Source organism: Bacteroides sp. Marseille-P3684 (assembly GCF_900291465.1).
Taxonomy (GTDB): domain Bacteria; phylum Bacteroidota; class Bacteroidia; order Bacteroidales; family Bacteroidaceae; genus Phocaeicola_A.
In genome coordinates, this window is the sequence record NZ_LT985808.1 from 305137 (window position 1) to 329755 (window position 24619).

Genomic DNA, 24619 nt, shown 5'->3' on the forward strand with positions numbered 1-24619 from the left:
CGGCGTTTTTCAACACTGTGTTGATAACTAAATAGGCTCTTTTTCGCACAAAGAGCATGCGCAGTACACGATTATTGAGTACCTTTACACCCAAATTCGCCGTCAGGGGCGACAACGATGCAACAACTTAAACATCAGAGACTCACTATGAGCGAAGGACCAGTCTACCATATCCCCGTCCTGCTGCATCCCAGCGTGGACGGCATGAACATACAGCCCGGAGGAATCTATGTCGACGTGACCTTCGGCGGCGGCGGACACTCGCGCGAGATACTGCGCCGCATGGACGACACCGCCCGCCTCTACAGCTTCGACCAGGATGAGGACGCGGAAAAGAACATCGTCGACGACCCGCGGTTCACGTTCGTGCGGAGCAACTTCCGCTACCTCCACAACTTCCTGCGCTACTATCACCACGAACAGGTGGATGCCATCCTTGCCGACCTGGGCGTGTCGTCCCACCACTTCGATGACAGCGAAAGGGGCTTCTCGTTCCGCTTCGAGGGCAAGCTCGACATGCGCATGAACAAGCGGTCGGGACTGACGGCTGCCGACGTGGTGAACACCTACAGCGAGGAGCGTCTGGCAGACCTGTTCTACCTGTACGGGGAACTGAAGAACAGCCGCAAGCTTGCCGCCACGCTGGTCAAGGCGCGTGCGTCGGCACCACTGACGACCATCGAGGAGTTTCTCGCCGTCGTGAAGCCGCTCTTCGGACGCGAACGTGAGAAGAAAGAGCTTGCCAAGGTGTTCCAGGCACTGCGCATCGAGGTGAACCAGGAGATGGAAGCGCTCAAGGAGATGCTCGCCGCCGCGGTCAGGGTGCTCAAGCCGGGCGGACGCCTGGTGGTCATCACCTACCACTCGCTGGAGGACCGCCTCGTGAAGAACCTCATGAAAACGGGCAACACCGAGGGGCGCGTGGTGAAGGATTTCTTCGGACGGGTGGAAACTCCCTTCCGCCTGGTCACGAACAAAGTCATCGTCCCCGATGAAGCCGAACAGCAGCGCAACCCCCGCTCGCGGAGCGCCAAGCTGCGCATCGCCGAACGGACGGCAACAGACACGGAACAACAGGCAACCGAAAACGATTAATCACTATGGAAGAAGAAGACAAGACTACCGCAATACCCGCTCCCGAACAGCCGGAGGAGAAGCACCGGCCGTCAGCTGAAGACGGCGAGGAGAAGCTCTCGTTCAAAAGCTTCCTGGGCGGCGACATCCTGACCCACAAGTTCCTGCGCCGGCAGTTCTGGCTGCTGGTGATGCTCGTGGTGTATGGCATCCTCTACATCGGGAACCGCTATGCCTGCCAGCAGCAAATCATCGCCATCGACCGGATGAAGAAGGAGCTGACCAACATGAAGTACAACGCGCTCACCCGCTCGTCTGAACTGACGGAGAAGAGCCGGCAGTCGAAAATCGAGGAGTACGTCTCCAAGGAGAAGAGCACCCTCCAGACATCGACCAACCCACCCTACCTAATCAAGTAAGCCTATGGCGAAGCATAAGAACATACTCACACGCTACCTCGCCCTCATCGTCCTGATGGTGGTCGTGGGCATCTCCATCATCGTGAAGGCGGGCGTCATCATGTTCGGGGAGAGGGACTACTGGCACACCGTGGCGGAACGGTACGTCTCGGAGAATGTGCCGGTGAAGGCCACACGCGGCAACATCCTCTCCGCCGACGGACAGCTCATGGCGAGCAGCCTGCCGGAATACAAGATTTACATGGACTTCAAGGCAGGAGGCAAGGAGAAAGACTCCCTCCTGATGGCACACCTCGACGAGATATGCAAGGGGATGCACCGGATACTCCCCGACCGCAGCGTGGCGGAGTTCAAGGCGACCTTCAAGAAGGGACGCAAACTGGGCGCACGCCACTACCCGCTCTACCCCTACCGCATCTCGTTCACCCAGTTCCAGGAAATCAAGCAGCTGCCCGTCCTGGAACGTTCCAAGAACAAGAGCGGCCTCATCGGCGAGCCCTTTAACCAGCGCAAGAAGCCCTTCGGCTCGCTGGCACGACGGACGCTGGGCGAGATGTTCCCCTCGAAAGATTCTGCCATCAGCGGACTGGAGCTGTCATTTGACTCGCTCCTGCGCGGTACGCCGGGCATCGCCCACCGGCAGAAGGTGATGAGCGCGAACGGCGTGCTCATCGTCGACCGCCAGCCGGTGGACGGGTGCGACATCATCAGCACCATCGACGTGGACATGCAGGACATCGCTGAAAAGGCACTCATGGACAAGCTGAAGGAAATCAATGCCGACTGGGGGACGGCAGTCCTGATGGAAGTCGCCACGGGCGACGTGAAGGCTATCGTGAACCTGACCAAGACCGGCGACAGCCTCTACTATGAGAAGGACAACTGGGCCGTGGGCAGCATGATGGAGCCGGGCTCCACCTTCAAGACCGCCTCCATCATGGTGGCGATGGAGGACGGATACATCACCCCCGACTACGAAGTGGACACGGGCAACGGCATCCGCATGATGTACCGCCGCCCCATGCGCGACCACAACTGGCACCGCGGCGGCTACGGCAAAATCAACGTGAGCCGCATCCTCGAGGTGTCGTCCAACGTGGGCGTGTCGTCCATCATCGACCAATTCTACCACGACGACCCGCAACGCTTCGTCAACGGACTGAAACGCATGAGCCTCGACAAGCCCCTGCACCTCCAGGTGCCGGGAGAAGGCACGCCCTACATCAAGGGACCCAAGGAGCGGAAGAACTTCTCGCTGACGTCGCTGCCGTGGATGAGCATCGGCTACGAGACCATGATTCCGCCCATCAACATCCTGACGTTCTATAACGCCATCGCCAACAACGGGACGATGGTGCGCCCGCGCTTCGTCACCGCTGCCATGCAGGGAGACGAGGTGGTGGAGGAGTACCCGGTGGAAGTCATCAACCCGAAAATCTGCTCCGACACGACCCTGACGCAGATACGCACCATCCTGCGGCGCGTGGTAAGCCAGGGACTTGCCAAGCCCGCCGGCAGCAAGCAGTTCAGCGTGTCGGGCAAGACGGGCACGGCACAGGTGTCGCAAGGCGCGTCGGGCTACAAGTCGGGCACGGTGAAGTATCTCGTAAGCTTCTGCGGCTTCTTCCCGTCCGAGCACCCGAAGTACAGCATGATTGTCTCCATCCGCATTCCTCATGGCCCCGCTTCGGGCGGACTGATGGCGGGCAGCGTGTTCAGCCGCATAGCCGAACGCGTGTACGCCAAGGACCTGACGCTGCGGCTGGAGGATGCCATCGATTCCACTTCGGTGGTCGTCCCCACGGTGAAGGACGGCAACCTGGCTGAGACGGAGACGGTGCTGCAAGCTCTCCAAGTGAAGACCCGCCGTGCACCCGGCGTGGGCGACAGCCCGTGGGCTACGTTCCACAGCGACTCCGTGGCGGTCAGCCTGAAACCGCTCGCCTTCCGCAAGGGGCTGGTCCCCAACGTACGCGGCATGGGTGCGAAAGACGCCGTCTATGCGCTCGAACAGTCCGGGCTGCGTGTCCGGATGGAAGGCGTGGGACACGTCTACTACCAGAGCATCCTCCCCGGAAGCCGTGTATCAAAGGGCGCGGCGATAGTGATACGATTACGCAATTAACTAATTATAACCACCCGGAGCCTCCACCGGAGGTTCCCAAACCTGAACTGTTATGAAACTGGAAAGACTGCTTGAACACATCAAGATAAACAACCTGAGCGGCGACCCGCAGTGCGACATCACGGGTGTGAACATCGACTCGCGCCGCATTGCCGGGGGACACCTCTTCATCGCCCTCCGCGGTACACAGACGGACGGACATGCCTACATCGGCAAGGCCATCGAGCTGGGGGCACGCGCCATCCTCTGCGAGACACTGCCCGACACGCTCGCCGAGGGCGTGACCTACGTCGTGGTGGACAGTACCGAAGACGTCGTGGGACAGGTCGCTACCACCTTCTACGGCGACCCGACCTCTAAGGTGGAACTGGTGGGAGTGACCGGCACCAACGGCAAGACGACCATCGCCACCTTATTATATAAGATGTTCCGGCACTTCGGTTACAAGGTGGGACTCCTCTCCACCGTGTGCAACTACATTGACGACGAGGCTATCCCGACCGACCACACCACGCCGGACCCCATCACGCTCAACGCCTTGCTCGGACGCATGGCCGACGAGGGGTGCAAGTATGTCTTCATGGAGGTCAGCTCGCACTCCGTCGCCCAGAAGCGTATCGGGGGACTCCGCTTTGCCGGAGGCATCTTCACGAACCTGACACGCGATCATCTGGACTATCACAAGACGTTCGAGAACTACCTTAAGGCGAAGAAGGCCTTCTTTGACGGACTGCCCAAGAGCGCCTTCGCCCTGACCAACGCCGACGACCGCAACGGCATGGTCATGGTGCAGAACACCCGTGCCCGCGTGGCGACCTACTCGCTCCGCAGCCTGTGCGACTTTCAGGGCAAAGTGCTGGAGGACGGTTTCGAAGGCATGCTGATGGACATCAACGGCACGGAGGTCAACGTGCAGTTCATCGGCCGTTTCAATGCGTCCAACCTGCTGGCGGTCTACGGGGCCGCCGTCCTGCTGGGCAAGAAGCCCGAGGACGTGCTGGTGGCACTGAGCCTGCTCCGCCCCGTCGCCGGACGATTTGACGCCCAGCGTTCGCCGGACGGGTACACCGCCATCATCGACTACGCCCACACCCCCGATGCCCTGGAGAATGTGCTCAATGCCATCCACGAGGTGCTCCGCGGTCAGGGCCACGTCATCACCGTGGTGGGAGCCGGCGGCAACCGCGACAAGGGCAAGCGTCCGCTGATGGCACAGGAGGCTGCCCGCCAGAGCGACCGCCTCATCATCACGTCCGACAACCCCCGCTTCGAGGAACCGCAAGCCATCATCGACGACATGCTCGCCGGGCTGACCGCAGAGGACAAGCGGAAGACCCTCTCCATCGTCGACCGTCGCGAAGCCATCCGCACCGCCTGCCTGCTCGCCCAACCGGGCGATGTCATCCTGGTGGCAGGCAAGGGACACGAGGACTATCAGGAGATAAAAGGCGTGAAACACCACTTCGACGACCGCGAAATCATCCGCGACCTATTTGCTAACCACTAACCAACGACAGACGAATGCTCTACTATCTCTTCAAATACCTTGAGGGGCTCGACTTCCCCGGAGCGCGCATGTTCGGCTACGTGTCGTTCCGCTCGCTCATCGCCATCATCCTGGCATTGCTCATCTCCTCCATCTTCGGGCAGTACTTCATCACCCTGCTGAAGCGCAAGCAGATTTCCGAGGAACAACGCGACGCCAGCATCGACCCCTTCAATACCGGCAAGGTGGGCGTGCCCACCATGGGCGGCATCATCATCATCGTCGCCATACTCATCCCCTGCCTGCTGCTGGGGAGGCTGGACAACATCTACATGGTGCTGATGCTCATCACCACGGTGTGGCTGGGCACACTGGGCTTCCTCGATGACTACATCAAGACCTTCAAGCACGACAAGGAGGGACTGCACGGGAAGTTCAAAATCATCGGACAGGTCGGACTGGGACTCATCGTCGGCCTGACACTCTATCTCAGCCCCGACGTGGTGATACGCAAGAACATCGAGCACCGCCAGGTGAACAACACCGTCGCCATCGTCCATGAGAGCCAGGCGGAGAAGTCTACCCAGACCACCATCCCCTTCTTCAAGAACAACAACCTGGACTATGCCGACCTCGTGGGCTTCATGGGCGAGCACAAGGAAGCCGCGGGCTGGGTGCTCTTCGTCCTCGTCACCATCTTCGTGGTCACTGCGGTCTCGAACGGCGCGAACCTCAATGACGGCATGGACGGCATGGCTGCGGGCAACTCCGCCATCATCGGCGTGACACTCGGCATCCTCGCCTACGTCTCCAGCCACATCGAGTACGCCAGCTACCTGAACATCATGTATATCCCGGGAAGCGAGGAGCTGGTCATCTTCATCTGCGCCTTCATCGGTGCGCTCATCGGCTTCCTGTGGTACAATGCCTACCCGGCACAGATATTCATGGGCGACACGGGCAGCCTCACCATCGGCGGCCTCATCGCCGTGTTCGCCATCATCATCCACAAGGAGCTGCTCATCCCTATCCTGTGCGGCGTGTTCCTCGTGGAGAACCTCTCGGTCATCCTTCAGGTGCGCTACTACAAGAGTGGGAAAAAGAAGGGCGTAAAGCAGCGTCTGTTCAAGCGGACGCCCATCCACGACCACTTCCGCACCACCCTGGCGCAGCTCGACCCGAATTGCAGCTATGTATTCACCAAGCCTGCCAACGCCTTCCATGAATCGAAAATCACCGTCCGCTTCTGGATTGTGACCATCGTGCTGGCGGCAATCACTATAATCACACTTAAAATCAGATGACAATGAAACGTATTGTTGTTTTAGGAGCCGGCGAGAGCGGAGCCGGCGCAGCTGTCCTTGCCAAGGTCAAAGGCTTTGACGTGTTCGTGTCGGACCTGTCGGCCATCAAAGATAAGTACAAGCAGATGCTCGACAGCAGAGGCATCGCCTGGGAGGAGGGCCATCACACGGAATCGCTCATCCTCAATGCCGACGAAGTCATCAAGAGCCCCGGCATCCCCAACGACGCCCCCATGGTGCTCCGCGTGAAGGAGAAGGGCATCCCCGTCATCTCTGAGATAGAGTTTGCCGGACGCTACACCCACGCCAAGATGATCTGCATCACGGGCAGCAACGGGAAGACCACCACGACCTCGCTCATCTATCACATCTTCCGCAGCGCAGGGCTGAACGTCGGTCTGGCAGGAAACATCGGACAGAGCCTCGCCCTGCAGGTCGCCGAGAAGGACTATGACTACTACATCATCGAGCTGAGCAGCTTCCAGCTCGACAACATGTACAACTTCCGGGCAAACATCGCCGTGCTGATGAACATCACGCCCGACCACCTCGACCGCTATGACCACAACATGCAGAACTACATCGACGCCAAGTTCCGCATCATACAGAACCAGACGCAGGACGACGCCTTCATCTTCTGGAACGACGACCCCATCATCCGCCGCGAACTGAAGAAGTACGGCATCCAGGCAAAGCTCTGCCCGTTCTCCGAGCTGAAGGAGCAGGGAGTCATCGCCTACACCGAGGACAACAAGCTCTATTTCACCGAACCCATCGCCTTCAACATGGAGGAGGAGGAACTGGCACTCACCGGTACCCACAACCTGTACAACTCCATGGCAGCGGGCATCTCCGCTAACCTCGCAGGCATCCGCAAGGAGACCATCCGCGAAGCCCTCAGCGACTTCAAGGGGGTACCCCACCGCCTGGAGAAAGCCGGCACGGTCGACGGCGTGGAATACATCAACGACTCCAAAGCCACCAACGTCAACTCCTGCTGGTACGCCCTGCAAAGCATGACCACACCCACCGTGCTCATCCTTGGCGGCAAGGACAAGGGCAACGACTACAACGAAATCAAGGACCTCGTGGCACAGAAATGCCGTGCCCTCGTCTACATGGGACTGCACAACGAGAAGCTGCACGACTTCTTCGACCCCATGGGATTGCCCGTAGCCGACGTCCGCAGCATGGCGGATGCCATCGACGCCGCCCGCCGCATGGCACAACCCGGCGACACCGTCCTGCTCAGCCCCTGCTGCGCCAGCTTCGACCTCTTCAAGAGCTACGAAGACCGCGGCGACCAGTTCAAGGCATGCGTCCGGGCCCTCCGGTCCTAACCTCTAACCCTCAGGCTTATGGAACTTCTCAAAAACCTCTTCAAAGGTGACAAGGTCGTGTGGGCAGTGTTCCTGCTCCTCTGCCTCACCTCCGTCCTCGAAGTGTTCAGCGCGAGCAGTACGCTGGCCTTCCAGACAGGAAACTACACGTCACAGATTATCCGCCACACCGGATTCCTTGTTGGCGGTGCGGCCCTGGCTATCGGCGTGCAGTTCATCCCCCTGCGTGTGTTCAAGCTCGCCCCGCTGTTGCTGCTCTTTACGTGGATTTGCCTCATCCTGATGCAATGCGGACTGGGTGTGGAAAAGAACGATGGCATACGCTGGTTCAAAATCTTCGGCGTGCCTTTCCAACCCTCCGAGCTGGCAAAGATGGGACTCATCATCACGGTCGCCATCATCCTCTCGCATTTCCAGGAAGAGAAGGGTTCCTCCCGCACCGCCTTCAAGTGGATACTCGGTTGCACCATCCCCACCCTCCTGCTCATTGCCCCCGACAACCTCTCGACGGCACTCATCCTGGGCGGCATCATCTTCCTGATGATGTTCATCGGACGCATACCTTTCCGTCAGCTGGGCGCCCTGCTGGGAATCATCGTCCTTGCCGGCGGACTCTTCGCCACCTTCCTGCTCGTCACACCGACTGACACGCTGAAGAAAGTCCCCTTGCTGGAGCGACGCGGCCCCACGTGGAAGAACCGTCTCCTGGACTTCAGCGACAAGCATCAGGAGACAGTTCCTCCCGAGAAATACGACATCCAGGCGAACTACCAGGTGGGACACGCCCACATTGCCATCGCCTCGGGCAACGTCATCGGACTGGGTCCCGGCAACTCGAAGACCCGCGACAACCTGCCCCAGGCATACTCCGACTTCATCTTCGCCATCATCCTTGAGGAACTGGGCATCCTGCCCGCCGCAGGCATCATCTTCCTCTACGTGATCCTGCTCATCCGTACGGCAAAGATTGCCAACAAGTGCAACAGGGACTTCCCGGCACTGATGGCCATCGGCGTGGCATTGCTCATCGTCATGCAGGCCTTTGTCAACATGATGGTCGCCGTCGGTCTGTTCCCCGTGACGGGACAACCGCTGCCCCTCATCAGCCGGGGTGGTACATCGACGCTCATCAACTGCGTCTACATCGGCATCATCCTGAGCGTAAGCCGCTACAACAACATCCAGGCTGACAAGCAACAGGCACTCGCAGAAGGCGACATCGCCAAAGCCGAACGCCTTGAAGAACTGGGGAGCGGACTCGACACCGAGCCACGCCAGGGAGGACTCCTGTAACCCCAACATCCGACGCCGGAGAGGTCGTATGCCAACGTTCCTTCATCTTTCAGGAAAGAACGGACGCATCCGCCCTCTCCGGCGTCTCTGTTTCTCCCCGGACCGTACCAGAACATCGGCAATAGAAGGGTATGTCAGTCCGCCTCTTCGAGCATATAGCCTCCTGCATTCCGACAGGAATCCGGCTGCATCCGCGCGTTCCTATTCTTTATAAACCGTTCCCTATCCTCCCCTTCCTTTTCCCTTCTTCCCCTTTTTCACACCCGACGCAAAATTATCTCGTTGTTTACCACACCGCTATATTGATTTATTCGTACTTTTGTGGAACAATCCCCAAAACGACCATTCAAATGGAAGAAGAACTGAGAATCATCATAAGCGGCGGTGGTACCGGAGGACACATCTTCCCCGCAGTCTCCATCGCCAATGCCCTCAAAGCCAAACGTCCCGACGCACGCATCCTCTTCGTGGGCGCACTGGGACGCATGGAGATGCAACGCGTCCCGGCGGCAGGCTACGACATCGTCGGACTGCCCGTGTGCGGATTCGACCGCAAACACCTGTGGCGCAACATTGCCGTACTCTGGAAACTTGCCAAAAGCCAGCTGAAGGCACAGCGCATCATCAAGGAGTTCCGTCCGCAGGTAGCAGTGGGTGTAGGCGGCTATGCCAGCGGTCCCACCCTGAAAGTCGCAGGGATGATGGGCATCCCCACCCTGATTCAGGAACAGAACTCGTACGCCGGCGTCACCAACAAGCTGCTGGCCCAGAAGGCGGAGAAAATCTGCGTTGCCTATGAAGGGATGGAACGTTTCTTCCCCGCCGGGAAGATTATCATGACGGGCAACCCCGTCCGCCAGGACCTGCTCGACCGGCAGACCGACCGCAGCGAAGCCGTCCGTTCCTTCGGACTCGACCCGGAAAAGAAAACCATCCTCATCATCGGCGGGAGTCTCGGCGCACGCACCATCAACCAGTGCGTACTCTCCCACCTGGACCTCATCCGCTCTTCGGGTGTCCAGTTCATCTGGCAGACCGGCAAAATCTACATCGATGATGCCCGTCGCCGCGTGGCGGAAGCCGGAGAGCTCCCGATGCTCCACGTCACGGACTTCATCAGCCGCATGGACCTCGCCTACAGCGCTGCCGATCTGGTCATCTCGCGTGCCGGAGCCGGCTCCATCTCGGAGTTCTGCCTGCTGCGCAAGCCTGTGGTACTGGTGCCCTCGCCCAACGTAGCGGAAGACCATCAGACGAAGAACGCCCTTGCCCTGGTCGACAAGGGAGCGGCACTCTACGTGAAAGACAGTGAAGCGCAAGAGAAGATGCTCGCCACCGCCATCGATGCCGTGAACGATGCTCCCCGCCTGCGCACCCTGAGTGAAAACATTGCCAAGCTTGCCTTCTACAACTCGGCGGACCGCATCGCCGACGAAGTACTGGCACTGGCAGCAAACTACCGGAACAATCATGAACGTTGATACCATACGCTCGGTCTACTTCATCGGAGCTGGCGGCATCGGCATGAGCGCCCTCGAACGCTACTTCCTGTCGAAAGGCAAGGTGGTGGCAGGCTATGACCGTACACCGAGCGAACTGACTGAGCAACTGATGCGCGAAGGCGCACTGCTCCATTTCGAAGAGAACACCGACCTGATTCCTGAAGCATGCAAGGACCCTGCCACGACGCTGGTGGTCTACACACCCGCCATTCCGCCGACACACCGGGAACTGACCTACTTCAGGGAACACGGCTTCGAACTGCACAAGCGTGCCCAGGTGCTGGGAGTCATCACCCGTTCCGACCGCGGACTTTGCGTGGCGGGCACACATGGGAAGACCACCACATCGACCATGGCGGCACACCTGCTCTACGAGTCCCATGTCGGCTGCACCGCCTTCCTTGGCGGCATCTCACAGAACTACGGGACCAACCTGCTGCTCTCCACGAGAAGCGACCTTGTGGTCATTGAGGCCGACGAGTTCGACCGCTCCTTCCATCACCTGACGCCCTACATGGCGGTCATTACGGCGACCGACCCCGACCACCTCGATGTGTACGGGACGAAGGAGGCATACCTGGAGAGCTTCCGCCACTTCACCACCCTCATCCGTCCTGACGGCTGCCTGATCATCCACGAAGGACTGGAGATGCATCCCGACGTAGCCGAGGGGGTGACCGTCTACACCTATTCGCGTGAACACGGCGACTTCCATGCCGAGAACATCCGTATCGGAGGCGGAGACATCACGTTCGACTTCGTGTCGCCCCGCGGCACCGTGCGCGACATCAGCCTGGGAGTCCCCGTGAGCATCAACATCGACAACAGCATCGCCGCCATGGCATTGGCACAGCTCAACGGAGCCACCGACGAGGAACTCCGCAACGGCATGGCAAGCTACCGCGGCGTGGAACGTCGGTTCGACTTCAAGATACGCACACCCGAACGTGCCTTCCTGACCGACTACGCACACCACCCTGCCGAACTGCGGCAGAGTGCGCTGTCCATCCGCGAACTCTATAAAGGCAAGAAGCTCACGGCACTCTTCCAGCCGCACCTCTACACCCGGACACGCGACTTCTATGCCGACTTCGCCGAGAGCCTCTCGCTCTTTGACGAGGTCATCCTGACGGACATCTATCCGGCACGGGAAGCCCCCATCGAAGGCGTAACGAGCCGGCTCATCTACGACCGCCTTGCACCGGGAGTGAAGAAGACCCTCTGTCGGAAGGAGGAAGTGCCTGACATCATCCGTACCAAACGTCCGGAAGTACTGGTACTGCTCGGTGCCGGCGACCTGGACCGCTATGTTCCCCAACTCTGTGACATCCTGAACGAACCATGCTGAAGAAAATCCTCATCCTGACCGTCGTCCTGCTCCTGCTCGCCTATCTGGCAGTGGCAATGACTCGCCTGAACCGGCAGCCTGCCGATGCCGTGTGCACCGACCTGGCCGTGACCGTCGACGCTGACGGACAAGAGGGAGACTTCATCACCCCTGCCGACATCAAGCACCTCCTGCAGAAAGACGGACTGTACCCCAAGGGCAAAAAGCTTGACTCCATACGTTGCCGCGACATCGAGGCCTGTCTGGACAAAAGCCCTTTCATCAAGGAAGCGGAATGCTTCAAGAGCCCCACGGGACAGGTCTGTGTGAAAATCAGCCAGCGCATTCCCGTGTTCCGCATCATGGCAGACAACGGCGAACAATACTACCTCGACAGCTACGGGACCGTCATCCCCCGCTCGGGCTATGCCGCCCACCTGCCGGTCGTGACGGGACACGTGACGCAGAAGAATGCCGCCTCCCTGCTCGTCGAACTGGGCAGATGCCTCCAGAACGACCCGTTCTGGAACAGCCAGGTCGAGCAGGTCAACGTCACACCGGACGGCGAACTGGAGATAGTCCCACGCGTAGGAGACCACATCGTCTTCCTCGGCAAGCCACGGGACATCGAAGGCAAGCTGGCACGCCTGCGCACCTTCTACGAAAAGGCATTGAACAAAGTGGGATGGAACAAGTACGCCCGCATCAGCCTAGAGTTTAACAACCAGATTATTTGCACCAAGAACCGATAACGAAACCAAGAAGTAAGTATATGACAGCAGTGAAAGATTTCATCGTAGCCATCGAGCTGGGCTCGTCGAAGCTCACGGGAATGGCCGGAAAAAGAAACAGCGACGGAAGCATCCAGATATTTGCCTACGCTCGCGAAGAAGCCTCTGCCTTTATCCGCAAAGGCATCATCTACAACATCAACAAGACCGTACTGGGGCTTACTTCAATCATCAACAAGCTGGAAGAACAGCTGGAAGCCGAGATAGCCAAGGTGTATGTGGGCATCGGCGGACAGTCGCTCCACTCGGAAAAGAACTTCGTGGTGGAACATCTGCCCCGTGAGACCGCCATCACACCGGACATCGTCAACCAGCTCATCGCCAACAACCGGCAGACGCGTTATCCCGACCGCGACATCCTCGACGTCATTCCACAGGAATACAAGGTGAAGAACACCAACCACCTCGACCCGGTGGGCATCATCAGCAACGAGATTGAGGGACACTTCCTCAACATCGTCGCACGCACCTCGGTGAAACGCAACATCATCACCTGCTTCGAACAGGCAGGCATCGAGATTGCAGGCTTCTTCATCTCACCGCTGGTACTCGCCGACGCCGTCCTGCAGGAGAACGAGATGCGGCTGGGCTGCGCCCTCATCGACTGCGGAGCCGACACCACGACCGTAGCCATCTACAAACAGGGACTGCTGCGCCACCTCGCCGTCATCCCCCTGGGAGGAAACAACATCACCAAGGACATCTGTTCACTGCAAATCGAGGAAGAGGATGCTGAAATGCTGAAATGTACCTACGGCTCCGGATTCACACTCCCCGACGAGAACAGCGACGACGACAAATACCCCATCAACGAGAGCCGCAACATCCAGGCGAAGCTCCTCAACGAGATTGTGGGCGCACGCACCGAAGAGATTGTCGCCAACGTACGCAACCAGATTATGCTGGCGGGATACAGCGACAAGCTGACCGCCGGATATGTCCTGACCGGTGGAGGCGCCAACCTGCGCAACCTCCAAGGCGCCTTCATGCAGAAAGGAAAATACATCAAGATACGCATTGCAGGCACGGTGAACATGCCCATCAAGGCCACCGAGCAGGAACTCTATGCCAAGAACGGACGCCTGAACACCCTCTTCGCCCTCGTGGCTGCCGGCAAGGAGAACTGCTACCGACCGGAACCCGTAGCCCCGGCAACCGACCTCATCGAACAGATGCAGCAGAAGGAGCACGAGGAACAGGAACGCGAAGCAGCCAGACGTGAAGCCGAAGAGCGCGAACGCAAGGAACGCGAAGCCGCAGCCAAAGCCGCCGCTGCCGAAGAGGAGGCACGCAAGCGTAAGGCTGCCGAAGAGGCACGCGTCAAAGCCAACACCGCGGCGCTGGCTGAAGTGAAGTCGGCTGCCGACAACATCGTCCTCACCCAGGAAAAACTCAACGAAGCCCTGAAAGAGGTCAAGAAGGCACAAGAGGAGAAAGACTCGAAAGCCGCCCACAAGGCAAACATCTCCGCCATCGCTCGACTGAAGGAAATCCAGGGACTGCGCGACAACGCCTCCACCGTCATGGATACCATCACCGACGAAGCCTACCTCAGCGAGGCACGCGTCGTGTTTGCAGACATCGAAGCCGCCACCGAGGCTGCCGAACGTGTCAAGGAGAAAGCCGGGGAGATTGCCGAAAAAGTGAAGCGGGAGAACAGCTTCTTCGGCAAGCTGCGCGGACTGGGAGACATCATCATGAACGACTAAGAAACAACATCACCTCACACACCTATAAACAACTACTGATATGCCAAACGACGATAAACTGGTGTCGTTCCTCTCACTGGACGACAAATCGACAAGTATCATCAAAGTCATCGGTGTGGGCGGCGGCGGTGGCAATGCCGTCAACCACATGTACAACGAGGGCATCGAGGGAGTGACCTTTGCACTCTGCAACACCGACAACCAGGCACTGGCACGGTCGCCCATCCCCGTGAAGCTCCAGCTCGGACCCACCATCACCAAGGGTCTGGGTGCCGGCAACTGCCCGTCCAAGGCTAAGGAAGCTGCCGAAGAAAGCATCGAGGACATACGCCGACTGCTCAGCGACGGCACACAGATGGTGTTCATCACCGCCGGTATGGGCGGCGGAACAGGTACCGGAGCCGCCCCCGTCGTGGCACGTGTGGCAAAGGAGATGGGCATCCTGACCATCGGCATCGTCACCATCCCCTTCCTATTTGAAGGACGCGATAAAATCCTCCAGGCAATCGACGGCGTGGATGCCATCAAGGAGAATGTCGACGCGCTGATGATCATCAACAACGAACGGCTGCGCTCCATCTATGCCGACCTGACCTTCGTCAACGCATTTACGAAAGCCGACGACACCCTCTCCATCGCTGCCCGGAGCATCGTGGAAATCATCACCATCGAGGGTACGATGAACCTCGACTTCGCCGACGTCAGCACGACCCTGCGCAACGGCGGTGTGGCCATCATCAGTACCGGTCTCGGCGAAGGGGATGCCCGCGTGGAAAACGCCATCAAGGACGCCCTCCACTCGCCCCTGCTCAACAACACGGACATTGTCAATGCCCAACGGGTGCTCATCAACCTATCCTTCAGCGAAGAGTCAAACTTCATGATGGACGAGGTCAACGCCATCCACGAGTTCATGCAGAACCTCAACTCCAACGTGAAGGTCATCTGGGGATACGCCATCGACAACTCACTGGGCAACAGCGTCAAGATTACCCTGTTGGCATCGGGCTTCGACGTGAAGAACTTCACCGGAGACGAAGTGGACGCCTTGGTAGACCAGGACCGCATCGAGAAGGAACAGACGGAGACAACCCGCATCGAGGACATCTACGGACGGGGGTCCGTCACGACCAAGGGACATGTGAAGAAGCACCACATCTACCTCTTCACCCCCGAGACACTCGACGACGACAACATCATCTTCAACCTCGAAGAATCCCCGACCTATACGCGCGACAAAGCCGCCCTCAAACGCATCGCCGCCCAACAGCCCGAGAAGGCAGAACAGGCAACGCCGTCGGCTGCTTCCGCGCAACAGGGAGGAACCATCTCGTTCTGAACCGTAGCGGACACACCGGATGTGCGTCCGCTACTAAACCATAAAATAACGGACGGGCAGACCGCCCGCCCCTCACACAAACTTAAAAACTACTAATCTATGAGTCTGTTTGATCAAATAAGCAACGACATCAAGGAGGCCATGAAGGCCAAAGACAAGGTACGTCTGGAGACCTTGCGCAACGTGAAGAAAGTATTTCTGGAGGCAAAGACCGCTCCGGGTGCAAACGATACACTGACGGACGACAACGCCCTGAAGCTCATCCAGAAACTGGTGAAACAAGGCAAAGATTCCGCTGAAATCTACAAGGGACAAGGGCGTGCAGACCTCGCTGAAGGCGAATTGGCACAAGTCAGCGTCCTCGAAGCCTACCTCCCGAAGCAGATGAGTGAAGCCGAACTGGAGGCTGCCCTGAAAGCCATCATTGCCGAGGTGGGAGCCACCAGCGCCAAGGACATGGGCAAGGTGATGGGCACCGCCACCAAGCGTCTTGCCGGACAGGCTGAGGGACGTGCCATCTCCGCCAAGGTCAAGGAGCTGCTGGGATAAGCCCCGTCAGCTGACCTGAAACGTCCGGGGGTGACCTCCCCCGCATGCAGAGGCACGGAAGCACAGGACCGGGATGGACAGGATGCGTCCTCCCGTCTCTCTTGTGCTTTCGTGCCTCTGTCTTTGTTTTTATCAGCCGACGGGGACGACCGTCCGCTGACACTTTGTCAAACGAAGCCCTCCACACGCCCCTTCCTCGCACCAAAATACAGTTTCGTGGATTCCGAGGCCCTTCTCAGGCGATTCGCGAAATACACATGGATGCAGATTTCACCCGTTCCGCTTCACAACGAACAGCACAGCCGGGAGTGTCGCGTCCTTTTTCTACCGGACGTCCGGTCCTACCTGTCCGTTTAATACCTTCCGATTTGTTGACACCGTCCACCTTCTGGAGAACGAAACTCCGATTTTTTTCCTTTCATCGCCCGAACATTTGACTTTCGCCGGTCAAACAATATTGTTTGAGAAGTGAAACTATATTGTTTGGACTCGCCAAACACAAGTGTTTGACACGCGAAACAATATTGTTTGGGCGGTAAAACGTAAGGATTTCGAAATTCAAATGTATAGTTTTCTAAAATCAGAGTCATTTTCATCCCTTTTCATTCACATTCCTTTGCAATCACGTGCCAGTTCATCAGATTTTAGAAAAACACGCGTTAACTGAAAACGGCATTTTAGGAAAAACTGTCACCCAATCCTGCCATTCGCTTTCCTTCTGACAAACGCCATCAGCCGACCACCCTATATATAAATAGGTAGGAAGCCGGAAGGATGTGCCCGTCGGCGTCAGAGAAACAGCTCGCGCAACACTTCGAGCGACTTCAGCTCAGGCATGTCAGGGAGGTGGAGCCGGTAGTAATTCAGGATGATTTCCACACAACGGTTGCGCTCCGTGCGGCTCATTTCAAACAGGTGCATCGTCTCATAGTTCATGCGCATCAGTTTGCTCAGCCGCGCAGCCTCATCGGGGCGCACGAAGTCGGTGTGTAAAGGCTGACGGTCCACGAAGCACGCAGCCCGCAGGTCGAAACAGTCACCCGGACGGTAATCGTCCAGATTCGGATAAAGTCCGACAAAACGCGAAAGACGCATGAGAAAGACCAGGTGAAAGTTGGCGGACGTACCCTCACAGGCATCCAGCCATTGCACGGAGTGGAACAGGTAGGCGAACAACGGGACGTTCTCCTGCTCCTCGCGCAAGGCATGTCCCAGGAATTCCGCCAGGAACAGCGCAATGGCAGATTTATAGGGATCGTAAGGCAGGGAGCGGAACAGATACGCCGGGCGCACCTCGCGGAGATGTTGCAAGTTCAGCCGCGGACGATAGTCCGACTCATACTCCAGCATCGACAGCGGCTGGAAGAACACGCTGCGCAGTCCGCTCTTCCTGCTGTGCGGCAGACGCACGAGGTAAGCCACCCGCCCCCATTGCTCGGTAAACAAGTCTGCAATGACCGACGTATCGTTGTATTTTACAGTGCGAAGCACAATACCGGTTGCCTTCTGAAACATGCCTTTATCATTCTAAGGTTCAATCTTCAGACGCAAAAATAACGCATTTCCTCCACTCACCCTACAACCCTGCGGAAGGCGTCCTTCGTTTAACCTTTATTTGCAACACTTTCACTGCGTTTATTATCAATAAGATAAGCATATAGAGGCTATCAAGGTTTAAAAAATATCCAAACTTTTTCGCAAAAAGGTTTGGTCATGTCGGAAAAACCCTCTACATTTGCATCCGCAAACGAGAAACAACACTTCTCGAGGCAGTAAAGCGAAAGCTTACTCAGTCAGGAAGGCCCGTTCGTCTATCGGTTAGGACGCAAGATTTTCATTCTTGAAAGGGGGGTTCGATTCCCCCACGGGCTACTTAAAGTAAACGAATTAAAGAACAAGTAAAACAGATTAGTCGAGATGGCAAATCATAAATCATCAATCAAAAGAATCAGACAAGCAGAGAAAAGAAGACTGCACAACAGATATTATGGCAAGACCATGAGAAATGCTGTGAGAAAGCTTCGCGCGTTGACTGACAAGGCTGAAGCGATTGCACTGTATCCTTCAGTACAGAAGATGTTGGACAAGGCTGCCAAGACCAACTTGATCCACAAGAACAAAGCTTCAAACTTGAAGTCTAAGTTGTCTGCATACATTAACGGACTTGCTTAATAAAAGCATATAACTTGTCAAAACCAAATAGATAAGGTTGAGTCTTCACCGACTCGACCTTTCTTTGTTTGTACCTCTCTCTTTCTACCCCGGGCTTCGCAAAATTTCGGAGCTGTTTGTTTTCCTGGTCAAAAAATATAGGTACGATTACAATACCAACAGATTAGATTTAGTAGATATCCTGAATAATTATCATTGCAAGAAATAAGTAAATTCGATTTTATATAGGCTTATCTATTAATTTATACAGTCAAGAGTATGGGTAACGATACTAAATATCTGAAATATGCTCTTAATACAAAGGGTGAACTTGTACACATAGATAGTGTGCCTAATGGCAATGACTGTGGATGTATTTGTCCTGCTTGTAAGAAACCATTACAAGCAAAAAATAAAGGTACACACCGAACGCATCACTTTGCCCATCAGTCAGGAGTTGACTGTCCAACAGCATACGAAAGCTCCCTTCACCTTTTAGCCAAAAAGAAAATTCAAGAAGCATTTTATGAATCCCAGGCAATTACTATTTCATTTGAATACAAATCCTATTGTAGCATGAATGATACTTGCATGTACGTGAAAGACGGCGATTGTGTGAAAAAAAGCACAAAATCATTTAACTTGAAAGAGTATTATGATAGATGTGAACAAGAAATATCCTATAATAATATAAACAGAAGATCCGACCTTAAATTCTCATCATCTATAGATCCCAATAAAGAGCCATTATATTTAGAAATTTATGTTACACATGCAAGTGATTCCACAAAGCTTCACAGTGGGAATAAAATTATTGAAGCTAAAATTGAAAAAGAAGAAGACATTGATAAAATAATTGAAAACGGGTTCATTGAGAGCCCGAAGCAAAACATATCTGAAGAAGCAGAAGCTCCATCCCTAAATATCTCATTCTATGGGTTTAAGAATAGTGGCTATAGTCCTATTAAACATAGCTCTAATATTCGCATTTCCAGATATATGTTATATTCTTCAGGAAAATTTATCTGCAAACAGGAACATTGTAAATGTAATGAACTACACAAAAGCAGATCTGACACACTTTATGAATTTTGTTTTCATAGTACTCAGGCTTTTGAGCTTCGTAATATAGCCAAATGGCTGGGATATAAAAGGTTTAAAATAGAGAACTGTCAAATGTGCATAAATTATGTAGATAGCTATAATGGCACAGGTAAAATATGTCGTAGGTATAGTCAGCTAAATATACCAAGAACAGAACATCCTCTTAATACATCTCGTGCGAAAACATGTACTTTATTCGTCTTGAATGAAAAAGAAATGAAAGAATGTCTTCAAAAAGTTGACAATAAAGAAATACCACCTATAACTGAATTCAATTAATTCACACCAATTTATTATTTAGTAAACAGATTACTATCTTATATATACTCTTTTCTATCTTCATATTTTACAAATTTGCTGTACCTGACAGTATTCTTTACAATTCATCAGAAGCTTTTACTCCTATAATTATTCTGTCTGCGAACGGAAATGGCATTTTATGATTAAGCTTATGGGATATTTTAGGATCTATCTGCCGGATTACTCATAATGACGGAATTAAACGACAGCTCTAATGCAATGACAGAATCATTCAATGCCAAAATCAAACTTTTTAGAGCGAACTTAAGAGGCGTCGCAGATAAGAAGTTTTTCCTTTTCCGAATTACAAAGCTGTATGCTTACCCCATTAAAATTCTACTGAGCCGTTTTCTTCCCATATTTTTACTACATTTGCCTAGCTTATACTGAGAGTCGCTATGAAACAAACACACAACCGATACTGGTCGGCTACATGGACCGCCCTGCTCCTTCTGCTAATATCCATCACGAACATACACGCACAACCCCTCTGCCGGATTCAGCACTATTCGGTCAATGACGGATTATCACAGAGTTTCGTCCAACGAATGGTACAATCTGACGACGGACTGCTGTGGTTCGGCACATGGGACGGACTGAACTGCTACGACGGATATTCCTTCACGACCTATAACATGGTGTCACCCGGAGGCACAGCACTCAGCACCAACAGACTGACGGACATACAAATCGGGGCTGACGGAGACCTGTGGTGCTCCACCTACGATGCACGGCTCTTTCTATTCCGGAGAAAAGAACAGACTTTTGTGGATGTGCTGGCTCCCATCGAAAAGCGGCTAAAGAAACAGATGGCAGTGGAAAACACCTATGTGCTGCCCAAGGGAATAGTCTGGTTTCTCTGTCAGGACGGACGCCTCTTCCGGCTTGATACGCAGAAGTTCAGGGACGGAAGCGAAGGCATCGCCGAACATCCCATGAAAGGCAAACGGATTTACCGCATCCATCAGGATGCCGACGGCAACGAATGGTTGCTCACGGATCAGGGTATCGAAATCGTAGGCAACCGGTCCGTCAATGCCCCCGACCTCATCTTCCGGCATATCAAGGAGCGCAACGGGCACACCTATCTGGTCTCTGAAGGCGGCGAACTGTTCGTCTTCCGTCCGCAAAAAGGCGACTTCGAACGGCTTGCAACTCCGGGAAGCTCCGAACCCGTCACCTCCCTGAAGAATCTCGGACGCGACACCCTCCTCTTACAAACACCTCATTCACTGACTTTCTATGCCTGTAAAAGCGGTACGGCATCGACCTTCCACACGGCAGATGTCGGACGGGCGGAAAGCACCATCAACCAAGTCCATACAGACAAGAAGGGAATCTGCTGGATACTGCTCAATCCGCATGAGATGCTCCGTCTGAACCCACAGACGGGAGACAGCCATCTCTATGCACTTCCACCGTCCACATTCCGTAACCGTGCCCGTCAGAGCCGCAGCCTGGTGTTTAACGACCCGCACGGCATGCTGTGGGTCATCCCCGAGCACGAAGCGCTCTGCTACTACGATGCCGGCGCGGACTGCTTCCGTACCTACCTGCGCAACCCGGAAGACCCTTCATCCTCCTATGTGCCTTTCATCCGCTACAGCCTGCTTGACCGGCAAGGCAACCTGTGGTATGCACCCTATACGGGGTTGGAGAAGGTCTCTTTCCTCCCCCACTTCTTCACCCTGCATACGCTGGAGAAGGAGATGGACATCCGCAGCTTCCTGAACGACCACGAGGGGAACCTGTGGGTCGGTTCGCAGAATGGCACCCTGCGGATTTACCAGCATGGGGACAAACGACCGCTCTATGTCACACCGCAAGGCAAGCTCACCACACAGCCTACCGCCTTCCCCGGAGGAGCATACGCCCTGCTTCAGGCACGCAACGGCGACATCTGGCTGGGAACGAAGGAAGCAGGGCTTTACCGACTGCGACCTTCAGGAGCCCGGCATTTCACCGTCAGTCACTACACTCCCGAACCAGGCAACTCCTACAGCCTGAGTGCCAACAGCGTGTATGCCCTGTGTGAAGACAGCCGGGGACGCATCTGGGTTGGTACTTTCGGCGGAGGGCTGAACCTGGTCCAGGAGCATGCTGACGGACAGGTACAATTCATCCATCAGGGCAATGTATTGAAAGGCTTCCCCCTCAAGGATGCCCGCATCCGATGTCTGAAAGAGTCGCCCGACAGCATCCTGCTGGTAGGAACAACCGACGGACTGATTGCCTGCCGCACGTCCTTCCGCCATCCAGAGGACATCATCTTCCGGCATCACCGGCACATCGGGGGCGACCGGACCTCACTCAACAGCAACGACATCATGGATGTCTTCATTCCTTCCACCTCGGGGACAGACAGGCAGGAAGCCTGCATCCTCAGCTTCACGGGCGGACTGAACTTCGCCTGCACAGACTCGCTCATGCAGACACGGACGACCTTCCGCCACTTCACGACACAAGACGGGCTTCTGTCCAACCTGGTGCATGCCATGACGGACGACGGCAAAGGGCACTACTGGGTGGTGGCTGAGAACGGACTCACCCAACTCGACCCGCAAACAGGACTGACCGTGAACTACCGCAGCGACCGCTTCGGGAACGAACTGAAGTTTGCCGAAACCGTCCCCCTGCTCCGGGGTGACACCCTGTTGCTGGGCACCAACCTCGGCGTGCTCTCGCTCCGCCTCAACGAACTTCCGCAAGACACTTACACGCCCGCCGTTGTCCTGACCGAGATGCGTGTGCAGGGACAACCGCTCCACCGCGATGCCAACCGCATCGACGTCCTCACGCTCTCCCCGGAACAGCGCAACATCTCCTTCCGTTTTGCTGCCGTCGACTTCGTCAACTCTTCCACCATCCAATACGCCTACCGGCTGAGGGGACTGGAAGAACAGTGGAATGAGGTCGGGAACACACGCTCCGCCAGCTACATGAATCTCCCGGCTGGAGAGTATACCCTGGAGATACGTTCCACCAACAGCAACGGGGTGTGGATGGACAACACACGCAGCCTGCGCCTTGTCGTGGAACCGAAGTTCACTGAGACGGCGTGGGCGTGGGCGCTCTACGTCCTGCTCTTCCTGCTTCTCGTCGGCACTGTCGGCTATGTGCTCTTCTACATCTACCGCTTGCGCCACCGCATTGACATGGAACAGCAACTCGCCGACATCAAGCTCCGTTTCTTCACCGACATCTCCCACGAGCTGCGGACGCCCCTTACCCTCATCGCCGGCCCTGTCGAGGAAGTCCTCCAAAGCCGGGAGCTCTCGGACAAGGACCGCGAACACCTCTCACTCGTACGCACCAACACCCGGCGGATGCTGCGCATGATGAACCAGATTCTCGACTTCCGCAAACTGCAGAACCGCAAGATGAAGCTCATCGTCGAGGAAGCCGACCTCATCGCACTGCTCAGGCAGGTGATGCTCCACTTCCGCGCCATGGCGGAAGCCAAGCACATCGCCTTCACCCTCTCCTCGCCGGTGGACAGCCTCACGATGTGGCTCGATACGGACAAGGTGGAAAAGGTCTTCTTCAACCTCCTCTCCAATGCCTTCAAGTACACACCGGACGGGAAGTCCGTCAGCATCGAAGTGTCCCTTTCCGACCGTACCGTGAGCATTGCGGTGGCTGACCGGGGCATCGGCATCGACGAACAGCACCGCAAGATGCTCTTCCACCGCTTCGAGAACTTCACGCACAGCGACATGATGCATCCCTCCTCGGGCATCGGGCTCTCCATGGCACGGGAGATGGTCGGCCTGCACCACGGGCACATCGATGTGGAAAGCCAGGTCGGCGAGGGAAGCCGCTTCACTGTCACCCTACCGCTCAGCCGCTCCGCTTATGAACACGATGAGCACACGGAGTTCATTCTCCACGACGGCACGGCTTCCGCCTCTCCACAGGACAGCGACAAGGGGAACCGGGAAGCGGAAGACAACGGAGACGGCGAACGCCTGACCCTCCTCGTGGTGGAGGACAACGACGAGCTGCGCCTCTTCCTGCGCAACATCCTCTCTGCCGAATACCGCGTCATCGAGGCTACGGACGGGAAACAGGGACTGGAACTTGCCTGCGAACACATCCCCGACCTCCTCATCACCGACGTGATGATGCCCGTCATGGACGGACTGGAGATGGTCAGCCGGATAAAAGCGGACCGCACCGTCTGTCACATCCCCATCATCATCCTCTCCGCCAAGTCCTCCCTCGACGACCGCATCGTCGGACTGGAACGGGGCATCGACGACTACATCACCAAGCCCTTCAGTGCCACGTACCTCAAGACGCGCATCCGCACACTCATCTGCCGACGGCAGGAGTTGCAGGAGTTCTACCGGGCACGCTTCCAGCCTCACCCCGAGGAGACAGCTGCCCCGGCAGATGCAGAGTCCGCTCCGACCGCATACGAACCCAAGCGCCCACAGCTGGAGTCACTCGACGACCGCTTCATGGAGCAGGTCATGGAGTGCATCGAGCAGAACATGGACAACCAGGACTTCGAAATCGAGACCTTGGCGGAACACCTCTTCATGAGCCGCACCGTGTTCTATCGCAAACTCAAGTCCATCACCGGGATGACACCCGTAGCCTTCGTCGGCGAGATGCGCATCAAGCGTGCCCTCCAACTCATGGAGGACGACGGACTGACCATCTCGCAGGTCGCCTACATGACAGGGTTCAACTCGCCGAAGTACTTCAGCAAGGTCTTCAAGAAGGCCGTCGGATGCACACCCAGCGAGTATAAAGAGCAGAAAAAGGGGGACGACGAATAATTTCCCCTTTTTCACCAAT

At 56.1% G+C, this 24619-nt stretch carries 17 protein-coding genes and 1 tRNA gene; 17 read left to right on the top strand and 1 reads right to left on the bottom strand.

Annotated features, from left to right (window positions below):
• Positions 1–147 precede the first annotated feature (147 nt).
• The 13 genes from rsmH to C8275_RS01355 all read left to right on the top strand — a co-directional run bounded on the left by rsmH (position 148) and on the right by C8275_RS01355 (position 16258).
• A complete protein-coding gene (gene rsmH / locus C8275_RS01295; RefSeq protein WP_106483773.1) occupies positions 148–1095 on the top strand; it encodes a 16S rRNA (cytosine(1402)-N(4))-methyltransferase RsmH in 948 nt (315 codons plus the stop codon).
• A gap of 5 nt (positions 1096–1100) precedes the next feature.
• Positions 1101–1493, top strand: a complete 393-nt coding sequence (locus C8275_RS01300) for an FtsL-like putative cell division protein (RefSeq protein ID WP_234395679.1) — start codon at positions 1101–1103, stop codon at positions 1491–1493.
• Positions 1494–1497: 4 nt separating this feature from the next.
• On the top strand, positions 1498–3618 hold the full coding sequence (locus C8275_RS01305; protein WP_106483774.1) for a penicillin-binding protein: 2121 nt from the start codon (positions 1498–1500) through the stop codon (positions 3616–3618).
• Between the two features lie 52 nt (positions 3619–3670).
• A complete protein-coding gene (locus C8275_RS01310; RefSeq protein ID WP_106483775.1) occupies positions 3671–5125 on the top strand; it encodes a UDP-N-acetylmuramoyl-L-alanyl-D-glutamate--2,6-diaminopimelate ligase in 1455 nt (484 codons plus the stop codon).
• Between the two features lie 14 nt (positions 5126–5139).
• Positions 5140–6408, top strand: a complete 1269-nt coding sequence (mraY, locus tag C8275_RS01315) for a phospho-N-acetylmuramoyl-pentapeptide-transferase (RefSeq protein WP_022385837.1) — start codon at positions 5140–5142, stop codon at positions 6406–6408.
• A gap of 2 nt (positions 6409–6410) precedes the next feature.
• Positions 6411–7748, top strand: a complete 1338-nt coding sequence (murD, locus tag C8275_RS01320; RefSeq protein WP_022385836.1) for a UDP-N-acetylmuramoyl-L-alanine--D-glutamate ligase — start codon at positions 6411–6413, stop codon at positions 7746–7748.
• 18 nt (positions 7749–7766) lie between these two features.
• A complete protein-coding gene (locus C8275_RS01325) occupies positions 7767–9041 on the top strand; it encodes an FtsW/RodA/SpoVE family cell cycle protein (protein ID WP_106483776.1) in 1275 nt (424 codons plus the stop codon).
• A gap of 350 nt (positions 9042–9391) precedes the next feature.
• Positions 9392–10522 carry an undecaprenyldiphospho-muramoylpentapeptide beta-N-acetylglucosaminyltransferase gene (gene murG / locus C8275_RS01330; protein WP_106483777.1) on the top strand — a complete coding sequence of 377 codons (1131 nt, stop codon included), beginning with the start codon at positions 9392–9394 and terminating at the stop codon, positions 10520–10522.
• The gene (gene murC, locus C8275_RS01335) at positions 10512–11891 is read left to right on the top strand and encodes a UDP-N-acetylmuramate--L-alanine ligase (RefSeq protein WP_106483778.1); all 1380 of its coding nucleotides are present in this window, start codon (positions 10512–10514) and stop codon (positions 11889–11891) included. Before murG ends, murC begins: the two co-directional genes overlap by 11 nt.
• On the top strand, positions 11885–12622 hold the full coding sequence (locus C8275_RS01340) for a cell division protein FtsQ/DivIB (protein ID WP_022385832.1): 738 nt from the start codon (positions 11885–11887) through the stop codon (positions 12620–12622). The genes murC and C8275_RS01340 overlap by 7 nt, the downstream gene beginning before the upstream one ends.
• A 20-nt stretch (positions 12623–12642) precedes the next feature.
• Positions 12643–14370: a cell division protein FtsA gene (gene ftsA, locus C8275_RS01345; RefSeq protein WP_106483779.1), complete on the top strand. Its 1728-nt coding sequence runs from the start codon at positions 12643–12645 to the stop codon at positions 14368–14370.
• Positions 14371–14410: 40 nt separating this feature from the next.
• The gene (gene ftsZ, locus C8275_RS01350; RefSeq protein ID WP_022385830.1) at positions 14411–15709 is read left to right on the top strand and encodes a cell division protein FtsZ; all 1299 of its coding nucleotides are present in this window, start codon (positions 14411–14413) and stop codon (positions 15707–15709) included.
• 99 nt (positions 15710–15808) lie between these two features.
• On the top strand, positions 15809–16258 hold the full coding sequence (locus C8275_RS01355) for a GatB/YqeY domain-containing protein (protein WP_022385829.1): 450 nt from the start codon (positions 15809–15811) through the stop codon (positions 16256–16258).
• Between the two features lie 789 nt (positions 16259–17047).
• On the opposite strand, the gene recO is transcribed toward C8275_RS01355, so the two are convergent.
• Positions 17048–17773, bottom strand: a complete 726-nt coding sequence (recO, locus tag C8275_RS01360; protein ID WP_106483780.1) for a DNA repair protein RecO — start codon at positions 17771–17773, stop codon at positions 17048–17050.
• A gap of 285 nt (positions 17774–18058) precedes the next feature.
• Between recO and C8275_RS01365 the strand changes: the two genes are divergently transcribed.
• The 4 genes from C8275_RS01365 to C8275_RS01385 all read left to right on the top strand — a co-directional run bounded on the left by C8275_RS01365 (position 18059) and on the right by C8275_RS01385 (position 24600).
• A tRNA-Glu gene (locus C8275_RS01365) sits at positions 18059–18130 on the top strand.
• Between the two features lie 45 nt (positions 18131–18175).
• The gene (gene rpsT / locus C8275_RS01370; RefSeq protein WP_022385827.1) at positions 18176–18430 is read left to right on the top strand and encodes a 30S ribosomal protein S20; all 255 of its coding nucleotides are present in this window, start codon (positions 18176–18178) and stop codon (positions 18428–18430) included.
• 258 nt (positions 18431–18688) lie between these two features.
• Complete coding sequence (locus C8275_RS01375; protein WP_106483781.1) at positions 18689–19792, top strand: hypothetical protein; 1104 nt, start codon at positions 18689–18691, stop codon at positions 19790–19792.
• Positions 19793–20211: 419 nt separating this feature from the next.
• A complete protein-coding gene (locus C8275_RS01385; RefSeq protein ID WP_106483782.1) occupies positions 20212–24600 on the top strand; it encodes a two-component regulator propeller domain-containing protein in 4389 nt (1462 codons plus the stop codon).
• Positions 24601–24619 lie beyond the last annotated feature (19 nt).